General features: G+C 62.0%; 13 protein-coding genes. 4 read left to right on the top strand and 9 right to left on the bottom strand.

Annotation, left to right across the window (positions count from 1 at the left end):
- The first annotated feature begins 140 nt into the window (after positions 1 to 140).
- On the top strand, positions 141 to 647 hold the full coding sequence (locus TMS3_RS21935) for a hypothetical protein (protein WP_025167448.1): 507 nt from the start codon (positions 141 to 143) through the stop codon (positions 645 to 647).
- A 128-nt stretch (positions 648 to 775) separates the two neighbouring features.
- Here the strand turns inward: TMS3_RS21935 and TMS3_RS21940 are convergent, their stop codons facing one another.
- The 8 genes from TMS3_RS21940 to TMS3_RS21975 form a co-directional block, all read right to left on the bottom strand.
- The gene (locus TMS3_RS21940; protein ID WP_025167449.1) at positions 776 to 1,600 is read right to left on the bottom strand and encodes an SDR family oxidoreductase; all 825 of its coding nucleotides are present in this window, start codon (positions 1,598 to 1,600) and stop codon (positions 776 to 778) included.
- 71 nt (positions 1,601 to 1,671) lie between these two features.
- The gene (locus tag TMS3_RS21945) at positions 1,672 to 4,269 is read right to left on the bottom strand and encodes a bifunctional diguanylate cyclase/phosphodiesterase (RefSeq protein WP_025167450.1); all 2,598 of its coding nucleotides are present in this window, start codon (positions 4,267 to 4,269) and stop codon (positions 1,672 to 1,674) included.
- Positions 4,270 to 4,386: 117 nt separating this feature from the next.
- Positions 4,387 to 6,369, bottom strand: a complete 1,983-nt coding sequence (locus TMS3_RS21950; RefSeq protein WP_025167451.1) for an acetyl/propionyl/methylcrotonyl-CoA carboxylase subunit alpha — start codon at positions 6,367 to 6,369, stop codon at positions 4,387 to 4,389.
- A gap of 87 nt (positions 6,370 to 6,456) precedes the next feature.
- The gene (gene atuE / locus TMS3_RS21955; protein WP_025167452.1) at positions 6,457 to 7,254 is read right to left on the bottom strand and encodes an isohexenylglutaconyl-CoA hydratase; all 798 of its coding nucleotides are present in this window, start codon (positions 7,252 to 7,254) and stop codon (positions 6,457 to 6,459) included.
- A 102-nt stretch (positions 7,255 to 7,356) separates the two neighbouring features.
- Positions 7,357 to 8,517 (bottom strand): citronellyl-CoA dehydrogenase, encoded by a 1,161-nt coding sequence (gene atuD, locus TMS3_RS21960; protein ID WP_025167453.1) that lies wholly within the window; start codon positions 8,515 to 8,517, stop codon positions 7,357 to 7,359.
- A 113-nt stretch (positions 8,518 to 8,630) separates the two neighbouring features.
- Positions 8,631 to 10,247, bottom strand: a complete 1,617-nt coding sequence (atuC, locus tag TMS3_RS21965; RefSeq protein ID WP_025167454.1) for a geranyl-CoA carboxylase subunit beta — start codon at positions 10,245 to 10,247, stop codon at positions 8,631 to 8,633.
- Between the two features lie 3 nt (positions 10,248 to 10,250).
- Positions 10,251 to 11,129, bottom strand: a complete 879-nt coding sequence (locus TMS3_RS21970) for an SDR family oxidoreductase (protein WP_025167455.1) — start codon at positions 11,127 to 11,129, stop codon at positions 10,251 to 10,253.
- Positions 11,130 to 11,227: 98 nt separating this feature from the next.
- Positions 11,228 to 13,009: an acyclic terpene utilization AtuA family protein gene (locus TMS3_RS21975; RefSeq protein ID WP_025167456.1), complete on the bottom strand. Its 1,782-nt coding sequence runs from the start codon at positions 13,007 to 13,009 to the stop codon at positions 11,228 to 11,230.
- A gap of 240 nt (positions 13,010 to 13,249) precedes the next feature.
- On the opposite strand from TMS3_RS21975, the gene TMS3_RS21980 reads away from it, so the two are divergent.
- The 3 genes from TMS3_RS21980 to TMS3_RS21990 all read left to right on the top strand — a co-directional run bounded on the left by TMS3_RS21980 (position 13,250) and on the right by TMS3_RS21990 (position 15,656).
- Complete coding sequence (locus TMS3_RS21980) at positions 13,250 to 13,873, top strand: TetR/AcrR family transcriptional regulator (protein WP_043301988.1); 624 nt, start codon at positions 13,250 to 13,252, stop codon at positions 13,871 to 13,873.
- 113 nt (positions 13,874 to 13,986) lie between these two features.
- Positions 13,987 to 14,769 carry a substrate-binding periplasmic protein gene (locus TMS3_RS21985; protein WP_025167458.1) on the top strand — a complete coding sequence of 261 codons (783 nt, stop codon included), beginning with the start codon at positions 13,987 to 13,989 and terminating at the stop codon, positions 14,767 to 14,769.
- A 77-nt stretch (positions 14,770 to 14,846) separates the two neighbouring features.
- Positions 14,847 to 15,656, top strand: a complete 810-nt coding sequence (locus TMS3_RS21990; RefSeq protein ID WP_029866561.1) for a substrate-binding periplasmic protein — start codon at positions 14,847 to 14,849, stop codon at positions 15,654 to 15,656.
- Here TMS3_RS21990 and TMS3_RS21995 read toward each other — a convergent pair.
- Positions 15,607 to 16,374, bottom strand: a complete 768-nt coding sequence (locus TMS3_RS21995) for a CPBP family intramembrane glutamic endopeptidase (protein WP_025167460.1) — start codon at positions 16,372 to 16,374, stop codon at positions 15,607 to 15,609. The two genes, TMS3_RS21990 and TMS3_RS21995, sit on opposite strands and share 50 nt — an antisense overlap.
- Positions 16,375 to 16,431 lie beyond the last annotated feature (57 nt).

Raw genomic sequence — 16,431 nt, forward strand, 5'->3', positions numbered from 1 at the left:
CGTTCGAGTTACTGCCCCCGACTGAGTAATCGTTAGGTTGTGCGCCAGCTTATCGAGGTGGCTCGGCTTGGCGGCTCGAAGAGGCAAACGCCTGTATTTTTCCAACTGAATAAGTGCCTGTTAAAGCGACTATGACTGTTATGCGTTACCTGGGCGTGGCCCTGTTAGTTCCGTTACTGAATGGGTGCGAACCCAAGTTGGCGCCGGCCAAGGTCGAGTCGGAGAAATCCAGCGCGCCTGCCGTGCAGCAAGTCCAGCCTGCCAAAAGTGTGCAGTCTGAAGCGCCTTCCATTGCCATTGAGCCTGCCGTCCCAGCTCATGACACTCAAACTGTCCCAGTAAAAAAGCCGCCGGTTGCGCCTGCTGAGCTTGCACCAGAGCCCGCAGCAAGGCTGGCGAATCCCCGTAAAGAGCCACCGAAGAGCAAGCTGGATCTCAGCTTGCCACCTGAGCTGGCCGAGCAACTAAATGCCGAACGCGGCGACGCAGAGCAAGCGCCGGAGCCATTACTGCCGTCGTTATTCGAAGAGAAAGCACAGGTGGACAATCCTTTCCTGCTCAATGGCCGATTGCTCAGCAATGAGGGAGACAAGGATTCCTCGAAGTTGCTGGACGGTGCTGAAGTGCAGTTTGAATTCAGGCACTAAACGCGCGGCTTGGGCTGCGGCTGAATGGTCCGGTAGGCGGGCAGGGCGCTCAAGGTCGCGCAGAAAACCGTTGTAGATGCCCGCGGGTACCTGCATTCATGCAGCTCACCTGCGGGCGTCTACAGGGCTCAATCGAGAAACAGATCGGGAATCAGAGTCCCACCGTTCGGGTCGAAGCGGTAGTGGTCGAACTCGGTCTTGCCCTGCTCGCGGAGGATCTCCTCGTCGATCAGCAACCGCCCGCTGATGGCGCGGTCGCTGCTGGAGAGGATGGCGTGGGCGGCGTCGGCCATGATTGCCGGGGTGCGCGAGCGCTTGAAGGCCTCGCGGCTGCCCAGCTCGAATTCGATGGCGGCAGTGGCGATCATGGTCTGCGGCCACAGCGCATTGACGCTGATGCCGTACTTCTTGAACTCCTCGCTCATGCCCAGGGTGAGCATGCTCATGCCGTACTTGGTGACCGTGTAGGGGGCGTGCTGGGCGAACCACTTGCTGGCCATGTTCAGCGGCGGTGACAGGCTGAGAATATGACCATTTCCGCTCTGCTTCAGGTAAGGCAGGGCGGCCTGGCTGCAAACCATTACCGCCCGGGTGTTGATCTGAAACATCAGGTCGAAGCGTTTGGGCTCCAGCTGCTCGACACCGAGCAACTTGATCGCCCCGGCGTTGTTGACCAGGCCATCGATGCCGCCGAAGTGCTCGGCGGCGCGTTCCATGGCGGCTTTTACCGCCTGTTCGTCACGCACATCCAGCTGCAGGGCCAGGGCTTTGCCGCCGGCCGCCTCAACTTCCTCCGCTACCGAGTGGATGGTGCCCGGCAGCTTGGCGTGGGCTTCCGCGCTCTTTGCCGCAATGACGATGTTGGCGCCGTCGCGTGCTGCACGCAGGGCGATTTCTCGACCGATGCCACGGCTGGCGCCGGTGATGAACAGGGTCTTGTTGGCGAGTGTCATGGTGCTCCTCCGGTATGGTGGTTGTGGCATGAGCTGACAAGAAATAATTCTGGCGGATTAGTGTGTTGAGTCTAGGCGTCGACCTCGCAGCTCAGTAATGAGCGTAATGCTTCGGCGGGCAGGGGGCGACTCAGGTAGTAGCCTTGAGCTTCATAACAGCCGTCCGCCTGCAATAGGCCTAATTGCGCTTGATTCTCCACCCCTTCGGCAGTGACGGTCATGGACAGCGCGCGCCCCAGACCGATGATGGCCTGAACGATGGCGCGGCGGTCTTGCGAGACGTCGAGGTCGGCGATAAAGCTGCGATCGATTTTCAAGGTGTCGAAAGGGTAGGTGTGCAGGTAACTCAGGGAGGAGTAACCGGTACCGAAGTCGTCCATGGACAAGTGCAGGCCGAGTGCCTTGAGCTGCTTGAGGGTCACCCGTGCGCCCTCGGCATCTTCGAGCATCACGCTCTCGGTGATTTCCAGCTCCAGTCGACTGGCGGGCAGCCCGCTCTCGTCGAGGGCGCTCTTGACCTGATCGACCAGATCGCTGCAACGAAACTGCAAGGGCGACAGGTTCACCGACACTGGCAGTGGTTGTGTCCAGCGCATGGCCTCAATGCAGGCGCTGCGCAAGACCCAGGTGCCCAGCGGGACGATCAGCCCAGTTTCCTCGGCGAGGGGAATGAAACGGTCGGGACCGAGCAGGTTGCGTTGCGGATGCTGCCAGCGGACGAGAGCTTCGGCGCCGGCCAGTTGCAAGCCATCGACACGGTAACGCGGCTGATAATGCAGGCACAACTGGTCACTCTGAGAGAGGGCCTGGCGTAGATCCTGTTCCAGTTGCCGGCGTTCGACGATGCGCTCGTTCATCTCCTGGGCATAGAAACGCCACGTATTGCGCCCTGCGGCTTTTGCTTGATAGAGGGCCAAATCGGCGTAGCGCAACAGCTCCTCGACCTGGCAGGCATCCTGCGGGGCCATGGCGATGCCGATGCTGGCACCGATAAACACTTCCTGATTCTCGACTAGATAGGGTTGCTTGATCTTTTCTGTCAGCCGCTTACACAGATGATCGATGTTTTCTCGCGAGTAGGTGCCGCTGAGTACCATGACGAATTCGTCGCCGCCGTGTCTGGCCAGCAGATCGTCACCGCGGGTGCATTCGTGCAGACGCCGGGCGACTTCATGCAGTACATGGTCGCCTGCCGCATGACCTAGAGCGTCATTGATTGGCTTGAAGCGATCCAGGTCGATGCTCAGCATCACCAGCGGTTGCTCGATGGGCGGTAGATTGTTGAGCTTGCCTTCGAGAAACTCACGCAGATGGTTGCGGTTGGCCAGGCCTGTCAGGGCGTCGTGTTGCGAGAGATGCTGCAGGCGTGCCTGAGCCTCGATTTCTTCGGTAATGTCACTGGCGGTGCCTCGGTAATGACTGTCACTGCGCATCTCCTCCCTGATCGCTCTGCTGGCGATGCGGCAGATGCGCTGATGACCGACGACAGTCTGATAGTGGCAGTCGAGGGTGGTGCGATCTGCGTTGGTGCGAGGGGCGCTGGAGAGCCAGTCGTTTATCGGTTGACTGTCACAGCTGAGTAGCTCGCTGAGCGGGCGACCCAGCCAGCTGCTCGAAGGGAGGCCGGTGACCGCCTCGAAACGCCCGGAGAGGTAGGTGATGCGATAGTCGGCATCGACTTCCCAGATCCAGTCCGAGGCGGCTTCGGCGACATCGCGAAAGCGCGCCTCGCTGGCGGCGAGTGCGGCCTTGCTGCTTTCCAGGCGGTGGTAGCTGAGATCCATCAAGCGTGCATTGGCCATGGCATGGCGCAGAACCAACCAGGTCAGGGCTGCGAGGGCCAGACCGAGCAAGCCCAGCAGCGGCATGACCATCAGCAACATTTTCCGACCCGGCTGGGCCTGGTCCCAGCGCAACAGCAGCGGTGTGCCGGTGTCGGTGACTAGAGTCAGGGCGGGTTGCTCGGCGGCATCCTGCGCATCGCGGGGGATGCGTAAATTTGCCAACTGATAGTTTTGCCCGTAGTCCTCCAGCTTTTGTGCGTCGAGCACGTCAACGAAGATTAGCACCGAGGCGGGCCCCGCTATTTCACTGACCGAAGGGTCGTCACCGCTGGTTAGGCGGGCTGCGGCGACTCGTGCGGGATAGTCGCCGACCTGCATGATGGCAACCTGTGGCTCGGCATCCTCCGTAGTGTCGCGCGCGCGGGCGAGCAGGGTGTCGAGATCGCCGTGCAGCCACTGGCGAATGTCCAGGGTGTGTAACTTGCCCTCGATCACCGAGTACACGGTCTTGTCGTTCGGGGCGACCACGAACAGGCCTTCATAGCCGAAGTCCTGGTACAACGAGGGCCCTAGGTTCTGACGCGTGTAGGCCCACTCCAGGTCGACGCGTTGATGCAGGTTTTGGTATGCATCGCCCCAGAAAGCATTATCGCTCACCGACCCCATCAGACCCTGCCGGCGTGTCTCTACCGCCTTGCTGGCGAAGAGCAGGCTCTGCTGTGCCGTTTGTACATCTTGCTGGTGCGCGACGTGGAACAGAGTGAGCGTGGTGGCGGCGAGCGCCAACAACAATACGGTCACAATCGCAGGAAGGGTGCGTCGGGCGAACGTCGCCCGAAAGTGTGGAGAGGCAGTGGCTTCGCTGTTTGGCAGAGGGGTGGGCATGCGGCATCCTTGTGACTGCTCGGGCAGAATAATGATCTGCTTGGATGCAAAAAGCCACTATCTTGGCGTCAGTAATGCGTCTCATGTCAGGGTCATGAGGTGAAAACGCTCCGTTTCTCATTCCGCTTGTACTTCCAGCAGTTGCTGCCGGTTACGCACTTGATCGCCCTTACTCACCTGCACGCGGCGGATGATGCCGTCGATAGAGGCTTTCACTGGGTGTTCCATCTTCATGGCTTCCAGCACCAGCAACAACTGGCCTTTGCTGACTTTGCTGCCGTCCTCTACCAACACTTCGACGATGGCGCCGTCCATCGGTGCCTTGATCATGCCTGAGCCTGTGCCCACCGCGGCGCTGGCGGGCACATGGCTGACGTCGATCAGTTCCAGGTTGCCGTTGTCGCCGTACAGCCACACTGAGCTGGCGCTTTGTTGATAGGCCAGGCGTCGGCGCACGCCGTCCAGCTCCAGAGTGGCCCAGCGACCGTCTGCGCCAAGCAGGCGCAGTTGTAGCTGCTGTTCGCCGATTTTTACGTCGAGCCGGGGCTGTAGGCCGGCTTCCAATACCGACAGTTCGACCGCGAACTGCTGCTCGCCGTGCTTGAGCAGAAAGCGCCAGGGTGCATTGCCGGCGTTGCGCCACCCCGCCAGCCCGGTCTGGTGCGCGCTGGACTGTGCCGAGATCTGATAGAGCAGGGCAGCGGCGCTGGCCAGCTCGGCCGGGCTAGGCGGTTGCGGGATCAGGCTCGGGTCCGCGGCGAAGTGTTCGGCGATAAAGGCGGTGGTGGCGTTGCCGGCGGCAAACTCGGGATGCTGGAGCAGGTTGGCGAGGAAGCGCTGGTTGGCCTTGACCCCCAGCAGCACACAATCCTCCACCGCGCGCACCAGCTTGCGCCGCGCCTCGTCGCGTGTGGCGCCGTAGGCGATGATCTTGGCCAGCATCGGGTCGTAGAACGGAGTGATGGCTTGACCTTCGATCAAACCGTGATCGATGCGGATGCCGTCGAGCAACGCCGGCTCCCAGCGCAGCACATGGCCGGTCTGCGGCATGAAATCGTGGCTGGAATCCTCGGCGTACAGGCGCACTTCGATGGCATGCCCGCTCAGGCGAATCTCGTCCTGGCTCAGTGGCAACGGCTGGCCTTCGGCGACGCGAATTTGCCAGGCCACCAGGTCCTGCCCGGTGACCAGTTCGGTGACCGGGTGCTCGACCTGCAGGCGGGTGTTCATTTCCAGAAAATAGAAGGCGCCGCTCTGATCCAGCAGGAATTCCACGGTGCCGGCGCCGACATAATCGACTGACGCAGCGGCCTTTACGGCTGCCTCACCCATGGCCTGGCGCAGCTCGGGCGTCATCAGCGGGCAGGGGGCTTCCTCGACCACCTTCTGGTGGCGGCGCTGCACCGAACAGTCGCGCTCGCCGAGGTAGACCATGTGGCCGTGCTGGTCGCCGAACACCTGAATTTCCACATGGCGCGGCTGGGTCACCGCCCGCTCGAGAATCAGCTCGCCGCTGCCGAACGCATTCTGTGCCTCGGAGCGGGCGGTGCGGATCTGCGCGAGCAATTCGGAGGCGTGATGGACCAGGCGCATGCCGCGACCACCGCCGCCGGCGCTGGCCTTGATCATCAAGGGGTAGCCGATGCGCTCGGCCTCGTGGCTCAGCGTGTCATCGTCCTGCTCGGCGCCTTCGTAGCCGGGAATGCAGGGAACCCCGGACTGCAGCATGGCGATTTTCGACAGACGCTTGCTGCCCATCAGGCGGATGGCCTCGGCGGACGGGCCGATGAACTGGATGCCGGCGGCCTGGCAGGCCCGCGCGAACTCGGCGTTCTCCGAGAGGAAGCCATAGCCGGGGTGAATGGCGTCGGCGCCGGTCTTGCGCGCGGCGGCGATGATGGCGTCGATCAGCAGGTAGGACTGATTGACCGGCGCCGGACCGATGCACAGCGCCTCGTCGGCCAGTTGCACATGGCGCGACTCGGCATCGGCCTGGCTGTACACCGCCACTGTGCGGTAGCCCAGATTGTGTGCGGTATGGATCACCCGGCAGGCAATTTCGCCACGGTTGGCGATCAGGATCTTGGTGAAGGCGGGCATGCACGAGGCTCCTGTTGATTTATGTGGGAGCGGCCTTGGCCGCGATGCTGTTGTTTCGCGGCCAAGGCCGCTCCCACAGGGTGTTGGTTACTGGGCCCAGTTAGGTGCGCGTTTTTGCACGAAGGCCAGAGTGCCTTCGCTGCCCTCGTCGCCGGTCACTGCCGCAGCAAACTGTTCGGCCGCCTGGTCGAGCAGGGCGTCGAGCGGCTCGCTGTCGCTGGCCAGCAACAGCGCTTTGGTGGCCGCATTGGCGCCGGGCGCGCATTGGCGGATCTGCTCCAGGGTCTCGTCCAGTCGACGCTCGATGGCGTGCTCATCGGCTTCGCTGAAATGCACCAGCCCCAGGCGCTCCGCCTCCGCACCATTAAAGCGTGCGGCGGTCAGGGCCAGGCGCCGGGTCTGGGTCAGACCGATGCGCTTGACCACGAAGGGTGCGATTTGTGCGGGAATAACGCCGAGACTGGTTTCCGGCAGGCCGAACTTGGCGTCCGCGCCGGCGATGGCGATGTCGGACACGCAGGCCAGGCCGAAGCCGCCGCCGAGCACTGCGCCTTCCAGCACGGCGATCAACACCTGCGGCACGCATTGAGCTTCTTCCAGCAGGCTGCCGAAGGCGCGGTTCAGTTCGCGGTAGGCCGCGGCGCCAGCGCTGCGCGCCGAGGCCATGTCCTTGATGTCGCCGCCGGCGCAGAAGTGTCCGCCGGCCCCGCGCAGAACCAGGGCGCGCAGGCTGCGATCATCACGAGCTGCGGCCAGCACCGCGCGCAGTTCGGCGACCATGGCCAGGCTCATGGCATTGCGGCTGTCCGGTCGGTTGAGGGTGATGTGCAACACGCCGGTTTCCAGTTTGAGCAGCAGGGTGTCGCAGGTGGGTAGTGAGGGCATCGCGCAGTACTCGACAGGTTCGCTATTGGCTTTCTGTAGGAGCCAGCTTGCTGGCGATCGCAGTGCCGCCGATCGCCAGCAAGCTGGCTCCTACGATCTGGTTCAGCCTTTCTTCTTGCCGGGCAGGATTCCCATCAGCTTGCAGATGATGCCCAGCATGATTTCGTCTGCGCCGCCGCCGATCGACACCAGGCGGGTGTCGCGGTAAGCGCGTGACACCGTGTTGTCCCACATGAAGCCCATGCCGCCCCAGTACTGCAGGCAGCTGTCGGTGACTTCGCGACCGAGGCGCCCGGCTTTGAGCTTGGCCATGGAGGCCAGCTTGGTGACGTCCTTGCCGTTCACGTACAGCTCGGTGGCCTGGTAGACCAGGGCGCGCAGGGCTTCGATCTCGCAGGCCAGTTCGGCCATACGGAAGTGGATGACCTGGTTGTCGATCAGCGCGCTGCCGAAGGTCTTGCGCTCCTTGCAGTACTCGATGGTGGCGTCGACGCAGTGCTCCAGGCCCTTGAGCATGTTGGCTGCGCCGAACAGGCGTTCTTCCTGGAACTGCAGCATCTGCATCATGAAACCGGTGCCTTCGTGGCCGATGCGGTTGCGTTGCGGCACGCGGACGTTGTCGAGGAATACCTGGGCGGTCTCCGAGCTGCGCATGCCGAGCTTGTCCAGGTGCGGGCTGACGCTGATGCCCGGGCTGTTCATCGGCACCACGATTAGCGACTTGTTGACGTGCGGCTTGTCGTCGCTGGTGTTGGCCAGCAGGCACATGAAGTCGGCGGAGGGCGAGTTGGTGATCCACATCTTGCTGCCGTTGATCACATAGTCGTCGCCGTCTTTCCTGGCCAGGGTTTTCAGCCCGGCGACGTCGGAGCCGGCGCCCACTTCGGAAACGCCAATGCAGCCGACCATCTCGCCGCTGATGGCCGGGCGCAGGAATTCATCGCGCAGTTCGTCGGAACCGAAGCGCGCCAGCGCCGGGGTGCACATGTCGGTCTGCACGCCGATCGACATGGGGATGCCGCCGCAATGAATAGTGCCGAATTCCTCGGCGGCGACGATCGAGTAGCTGTAGTCCAGGCCCATGCCGCCGAACTGCTCCGGCTTTGAGATGCCCAGCAGACCCAGCTCGCCGGCCTTCTTGAAGATGTCGTGGATCGGGAAGCGACCGGCCTTCTCCCATTCATCGACGTGCGGGTTGATTTCCTTGTCGACAAAGTTGCGCACGGTACGCCGCAGTTCTTCGTGTTCCTGGGTAAAGATCATCTTCTTATTCTCCCGATCTTACGTAGGCTGGGTAGCGGCGTTTTGATGCCGAAACCCAGTGGGTTACACAGCGCTGGGTTTCGCTTCGCTCTACCCAGCCGACGATTTAGAAATCAAAATCTTGCCACGCCGAAGCTGTTGGCTTTCAGCGGGCGCATGTCTGCTTCGGCACAGATATCCAGCAGGTAACCGAGTAGTTTGCGCGTGTCGCGTGGGTCGATCAGACCGTCGTCCCACAGGCTGGCGGTGCCGTACAGCGCGCCGGACTGGCTGTCGAGCTTCTGCGCGGTGACGTTCTCCAGCATGTCGAGCATCTGCGGATCTGCCTGCTTGCCTTGCTTGGCGTGTTTCTCCTCGGTGACGATGCGCAACACCTTGCCGGCCTGGGCGCCGCCCATCACCGCGGTCTTGCTGTTCGGCCAGGCGAAGATGAAGCGCGGGTCGAGGCCGCGGCCGCACATGGCGTAGTTGCCGGCGCCGTAGGAACCGCCGACCACTATGGTCAGCTTGGCCACGCGAGCATTGGCCACCGCCTGGATCATCTTCGAGCCGTGCTTGATCACCCCTTGCTGTTCCGACTCGGTGCCGACCATGAAGCCGGTGGTGTTGTGGAAGAACAAAATCGGCGTGTTGCTCTGGTCGCACAGTTGGATGAATTGCGCGGCCTTCGCCGCCCCTTGCGGGGTGATCGGGCCGTTATTACCGATAAAGCCGCAGGACTGGCCTTCGATCCGCAGGTGACCGCAGATGGTCTGGTTGTCGAACTCGTTCTTGAAGTCGAGAAATTCGGAGCCGTCGGCGATGCGCGCGATGATCTCGCGCACGTCGTAGGGCTTCTTGGCGTCGGCGGGCACCAGGCCGAGCAGTTCGTCGGCCGGGTATAACGGCTCGCGGTAGCCGGGCTTGACCCGTGTCGGCAGTTGGGCATTCCACGGCAGCATGGCGACTATCTCGCGGGCGATGCGCACGCCGTCGGCGTCGTTTTCCGCCAGGTATTCGGCAGTGCCGGCGACCTGGGCGTGCATCTCGGCGCCACCCAGTTGTTCATCGGTGGCGACCTCGCCGGTGGCGGCCTTGAGCAGCGGTGGCCCGGCGAGAAACATCTTGGCCTTGCCGCGCACCACCACCACGTAGTCCGACAGCCCCGGCTGATAAGCCCCGCCGGCGGTGCTGGAGCCATGCACCACGGTGATCTGCGGCAGGCCCATGGCCGACATGCGCGCCTGATTGGCAAAGCCACGTGCGCCTTCGACGAAGATTTCCGCCGCGTAGTTGAGGTTGGCGCCGCCGCTTTCGGCCAGTGTCACCACCGGCAGCTTGTTGTCGAAGGCGATCTGCTGCAGGCGCAGGGTTTTCTTCAGGCCGCTGGGTGAAATGGTGCCGCCCTTGATCGCGCTGTTGCTGGCATTGATCAGGCAACGCACCCCGGCGATGTAGCCGATGCCGGAGATGATGCCGCCGCCGGCCTGGGTGCCGTCCTTGTCGTCGTGCAGCTTGTAGCCGGCCAGCGAGGACAGTTCGAGGAAGGGCGCGCCAGCGTCGAGCAGCAGGTTGAGGCGTTCACGCGGCAGCAACTGGCCGCGCTTGTCGAACTTGGCCTTGGCCTCGCAGGCCTTGTGCAGGCACTGCTGTTCGACTTCGCGAAAGCTAGCCACGGCGGTCAGCATGGCTTGGCGATTCTTCGCGAAGTCTGGGCTGTGTACGTCGATCTCGGACTGGATCACCGGCATCGCTTATTCCTCTTGTTCTTTCAGCACATCGGGCAGATAGGCCCGATGGAAGCCGTTGTAGGACTTGCTCAGCCCAGGAGTCGCCTTGAACAGGGGGAAGGCCCGGCTGCCCTGGCTGGCGGCGCCGTCGATGCGGATGCAGTTGCCGCTGATAAATGCGGCGCCCGGCGACAGCAAAAAGACAATGGCGGCGGAGACTTCCGATTCGCTGCCGATGCGCTTGAGCGGCACATGCTCGCGCAGGGTCGGGATCACCGCCTTGAACGCCCCTTCATAGGTGTCCATGCCGCTGGAAGCGATCCAGCCCGGAGCCACCGCATTGACCCGTACTCCGGCATGGCCCCACTCGACGGCGGCGGTCTTGGTGAGGTTTTCCATGCCGGCGCGCGCCGCGCCGGAGTGGCCCATGCCGGGCATGCCGCCCCACATGTCGGCGAGCATGTTGACGATGCTGCCGCCGGTCTTGCTCATGCTCTGGTTGAATACTTCGCGGGCCACCAGAAAGCCACCGACCAGGTTGGTGCGCACCACGGTCTCGAAGCCTTTCTGGGTGATCGAGGCGAGCGGTGCGGGGTACTGACCGCCGGCGTTGTTGACCAGGTGATGAATCGGTCCATGTTCGGCGACAACCTGCGCGACCATGGCCTTTACTGCGTCCTCGTCACGAATGTCGCAGACCTGGAAACTGGCTTGGCCGCCATCCTCGATGATTTCGCTGCAGGCCTTTTCCAATTTCTCCAGCTTGCGCCCGACCAGTACCACATGAGCGCCCAGGGCCGCCAATTCATGGGCGGTGCAACGACCGATACCGCTACCGCCACCGGTGACCAGGATGATCTGGCCTGCGAACAGGCCGGGTTTGAAGTTGGAGTCGTATGCCATGGTTGTTCTGCTCCTCGTTGCGCCTGCATTTGTTCTGGTAGGCGCCAGCTTGCTGGCGATGCTTCATGCGTTGTGGCTGATCGCGAGCAAGCTCGCTCCTACAGACTGTCGGCCAGTGCCCTGGGCACTGGCACCGGGAATTCCAGTAGCTGCTGGGCGAAGGCCTTGCCTTGCGGGTCGATGCGCAGGCTGGCGATACCGCCGCCGCCCAGGGCGTTTTCCAGTAGGAAGTTCAGGCTGTGACTGCCCGGCAGGTACCAGCGACTGACTTGGCCGGTTTCTCGGTCCAGAACGTGCTGCAGCCATTCGGCCACGGCGACCTCACTCAATGCAGCGGCGATCCACGCCAGATACTCGGGCTTTCTCGCCATCACCCCGATATTGCTGTGGTTGCCCTTGTCGCCGGAGCGGGCCACGGCCAGCTTGATCAGTGGCACGCGGGTGGCGCATAGCCCCTCTGGCAGGGGCGGTTCTGCGGCCTCAGGCGGGCCGGCGAATGTTGCCAGGGATGGCAAGGCGACCGGCTTGCGCAGGCCATTCAGTTCAACCTCCAGGCTGCAGGCCGTTTTATCCACCAGAAAGGAAAACAGGCGGATCACCGGGTATACCGTAGGTCGGCCGCCGACTATGCCGGTCAGGCCTGGCGCCATGCCGGTGGCGGCCTGGGCGATCTCGCGGGAAAACAGAATCAGCGCTTCCTTCTTGGCGTGGCGCACGGCGATTTTGATCACCACCTCGCGGGTGTCTTGGCGCTGGCGTTGAGCCCCGTAGGTCGCCTCGCTGCCGAGCAGTTCGACGCTGACTTCCTGATAAGGCGGCCAGCCGCGCTCGGCGAAGATTTCTTCGGTCTTGTTGATGATCGCCTGGCCAACCCGTTGGGCTTTTTTCACCGCATCGATGCCGGCGATCAGGCAGCTGGCGGTGCAGCGGAAGCCGTCCGGGTAAGTCGCGCTGACCTTATAACTGGAGGTTGGTGGCAGACCGCGAGCGCCCTTGAGCTCGACACGGTTGCTGCCGACCTGTTCCAGGCGGACCTGGGTGAAGTCGCAGACCACATCCGGCAGCAGGTAGGCGCGCGGATCGCCTATCTCGTAGAGCATCTGCTCGCCAACGGAGAAAGGTGTAACCAGGCCACCGGAGTCTTCCGGTTTGGTCACTACAAAGCTGCCGTCGGCTACTACTTCGACGACCGGGAAGCCGATGTGTTCGTAGTCCGGCACGGATTCCCAGTCGGTGAAGTTACCGCCGGTGCACTGCGCTCCACATTCGATGATATGCCCGGCCAGTGCGGCTTGGGCCAGCTTGTCGTAGTCGTCCCAAGCCCAGCCGAATTCGTGTACCAGTGCCGCACTGACCACGGCGCTGTCCACCACGCGGCCGGTGATGACAATGTCGGCACCGAGCTTCAGCGCCTCGACGATGCCCGGTGCGCCGAGGTAGGCGTTGACCGACACGCACATCGGCGGCAGCGGAGCGCCGCTGAACATTTCCAGGGTGCCGGCTTGGCTGAGCTCGCCGAGCTGGGGGCGCAGGTCATCGCCATGCAACACGGCGATCTTCAGGTCCACTCCGGCCTGTTTGCAGGCCGTGGCCAGTGCTCTGGCACAAGCTTGCGGGTTGACCCCGCCGGCGTTGCTGATCACCCGGATGTTCTTGGCCGCGAGGGTCTGCAGCAGCGGCGCAAGTACCTCGACAAAATCGCTGGCATAGCCGGCTTCGGACTGCTTCATCCTGGCTCCGGCCATGATCGACATGGTGATCTCGGCCAGGTAATCGAATACCAGATAATCCAGTTCGCAGCCTCTTACCAGTTGGGCGGGGGCGGTGGACGTGTCGCCCCAGAAAGCGGAGGCGCAGCCGATGCGTACGGTTTTAGTCATGGGAGGGGTCCGTAACACGCTGAGAAGATAAATCAGAGGCTACCAAGCAAGCGCTTGGTTGAAAAGTGCGAAGTGAGGGTGATTTGGCCAAAATAGCGCCCAAGCGCTTGCTTGGTGCCTTGCTGAAGCATAAATTTCACCAATTACGCCAAGCACTTGCCGGACCTTTCAGAGCTGCTGCTCAGGTGCGGTGATCTGCGGATTGCTCATAGATAACAAAAACAGGGGAGAACGATCTGCGTGGATGATCAACAGGCACAGGCGGTGTTGCACGAGCTGGTGAGCAGTGGCTTGATCACCGACCCAGACAGCGCCCGGGGCAAGCTGCTACAGACCGCGGCGCATCTATTTCGTAGCAAGGGTTACGAGCGCACCACGGTGCGCGATCTGGCCAGTGCGGTGGGTATTCAGTCGGGCAGCATCTTTCATCACTTCAAGAGCAAGGATGAGATCCTGCGCTCGGTAATGGAGCAGACCATTCGCTACAACACGGCGTTGATGCAGGCCTCTCTGGCCGAGGCGAGCAGTCTGCGAGAGCGGGTACTGGCACTGATTCGCTGCGAGCTACAATCAATCATGGGCGGTACTGGCGAGGCGATGGCCGTGCTGGTCTATGAGTGGCGCTCACTTTCGGCAGAGGGACAGGCGTTCATTCTTGAGCTGCGTGATCGCTATGAGCAGCTGTGGCTCGATGTGCTCAACGAGGCCAGGGCTGAGGGCTATTTCAACGCCGATCCATTTATCCTGCGCCGCTTTCTTACCGGTGCGCTGAGCTGGACCACTACCTGGTTTCGCCCTGAGGGCCCGATGAGCCTGGATCAACTGGCCGAAGAAGCGCTATCACTGGTGCTCAAGGAAGTTTGAATATAATCAGCTAGGCTAAGGTGGCCTTTTGATACTATGCGCGCAACAAGGATGTGTACGCCCAGCCAATACAGGGAGCAAACTGCGGTTTTGTTCGCTATGAGGTGTGCCGTTTGAGCCGGTTATTCAAGGGACTGCTGTTTGCGTTATCTCTGCTGGCGGGGCTTCCCGCAGTGGCTGAGCAGCGTGTGCAGGTCGGCGCTTACCATTTCCCTCCTTATGCGGTGAAACCGGAAAGCCTCAAGCCTGGGGGGGTGCTCCCGGAGCTGTTGGCGGCATTGAATCGGCTACAAGACGACTATCGGTTCGTGCTGGTGCCGACCTCGGTGACCCGTCGCTACCGAGATATGGAGAGCGGTCGTTTCGACATGATGTTATTCGAGTCACCCGGTTGGGGTTGGCAAGACACACCACACACCGCCCTCGATTTGCACATCGAAGATGCCGAAGTCTATGTCGCGCGCGCCGAGTCTGGGCGCGATGAAGGTTATTTCGAGCAGCTCAAGGGCAAACGACTGGCACTCTACAGTGGCTATCACTACGGATTTGCCGGCTTCAATGCCGATCAGCAGTACCTCACCCAGGAATTTGATGCGGTACTCACCTATTCACATGACAGCAATCTGACCATGCTCTTGCGTGGGCGGGCGGATATTGCGGTGATTACCCGCTCCTATTTGCAGATCTATCAGGATCGCTACCCTGAGCGAAACTCGGATCTGCTGGTGTCGCAGCGGGTCGATCAAGTTTATAAGCACCATGCATTGTTTAGCCCCGAGTCGTCCCTGACGCCCGAAGTCTTCGCTGGCTTACTCCTGGCGCTCAACCGCGACGGGCAGCTGGATGCGTTGCTCAACCGTTATCATTTGATGGTGCCAGGTTCGCCAGGTGACTAGCGGCGCTGGTTGGTCGGGTTGCCTGACTTAGGCCGGCTTTAATGCAGCAAGGAAATGCTGAGGGGGCGTCGTTAGCTATGCGTAGAGTATTGAGCGCTTGGCCATTGTTGTTGAGCCTGTTGCTGGCGGGGCCGCTTGCTGCCGAGCAAACGGTGCGTGTCGGTAGCGTGTATTTTCCGCCTTATGTGTTCAAGCCTGAACAGTCGCAGGGCGCCGCTCTATTGCCTCAGCTACTCGATGCGCTGAATCGGCAGCAGGCTGATTTTCACTTTGTCACCCACCCGACCTCGATTCCACGCCGCTACCGTGACTTCGAGCAGGGACGCATCGACCTGGCGATCTTCGAGAATCCAGCCTGGGGCTGGCAGCCCATCGCGCATAGCGTCGTCGACATGGGCCTGGAAGACTCGGAAGTGTTTGTCGCCCGGGCTCGGCCAGGACGCCAGCAAGACTACTTCAGCACGCTGGGCGGCAAGCGCCTGGCGCTGTTCAGCGGTTATCACTACGCCTTCGCCGGCTTCAACGCCGAACCCGAGTTTCTCCGTACGGCCTTCAATGCCAGCCTGAGCTATTCGCATGACAGCAACCTGCTGATGGTGCTGCATGGACGGGCGGACATCGCCTTGGTGACTCGCTCGTATATCGGCGATTTCCTCCGGCGGCATCGACAATACAGTGGACAGCTGCTGATCTCGGAACGAGTCGACCAGCGCTATCTGCACCATGTGTTGATACGTCCCGGTTCACCCATAAGTGCCGAGCAGTTCGCCGGATTGTTGGAGCAGCTACGGCAGAATGGTCAGTTGGCCGACATCTTCGGTCGCTATCAGATAGTGGTTAAGTCAGGCGCAGTGGATAGCTCAATAACAGCAGATGCAGCAGATTGACCGTTGCATGCAGGACTACTGCCAGGCTCAGGCGGCCACTGTAGTGAAAGGTCAGGCCATAGCCCAGGCCGGCCACTCCGGCGACCAGGGCGAATAATGGACTGAATGGCGCATGCACGGCGCCGAATAGTAGCGCCGTCAGCGCTATCCCGGGCCAAGCACCGAGCCAGGCGATCAGGCGGGGTTGCAGCAGTCCACGAAACAGCAGCTCTTCGGCCAGCACCGTGACACCCAGATTGACCGCCAACCAGAGCCACAGGCCTGGCGGCCATTTCGGTTGCCAGGCGACCACGCCCAGTTGCACGGCCAGCAATGGCACGCCGATCAGCGTCAGTAGCATCGCAGCCCCTAGCTTAAGCGGCTGCAGCTGATTAAACGGTGAGCGATCTTGGCCCAGCCACCAGGCTAGCAAGGTCAAGCCAAGCAGCAGTTTGTCCCACGACAGACGCAAGGCATAGGGTGGCGCATCGACGCTGATCTGGCGGGCCGGCCACAGTTGCCATGGGCTGAAGCCGGGCAGCAGATGCGCGGCGAGGGCAATGCAGGCGAGCAGGCTGAGGCCCAGCCAGAGACCGTTGGACAGGTATTTTTCGCCGACTAGCAACAGGGCGATAAACGTGGCTCCGATGAACAGGCCAATAGGTTGAACGAATCCCGAAGCAAGCCCGGCTCCCAGGGCTAGTGCCGGTAGTAGAAAACGCATGGTGGGCAGCGGCATGACACCTCCCTGTGCGGCGCGCAGTGCAGCGGCTGGGTTTCTCTGGCTGCGGTGTGG

It is taken from the genome of Pseudomonas taeanensis MS-3, from assembly GCF_000498575.2.
GTDB lineage: Bacteria > Pseudomonadota > Gammaproteobacteria > Pseudomonadales > Pseudomonadaceae > Aquipseudomonas > Aquipseudomonas taeanensis.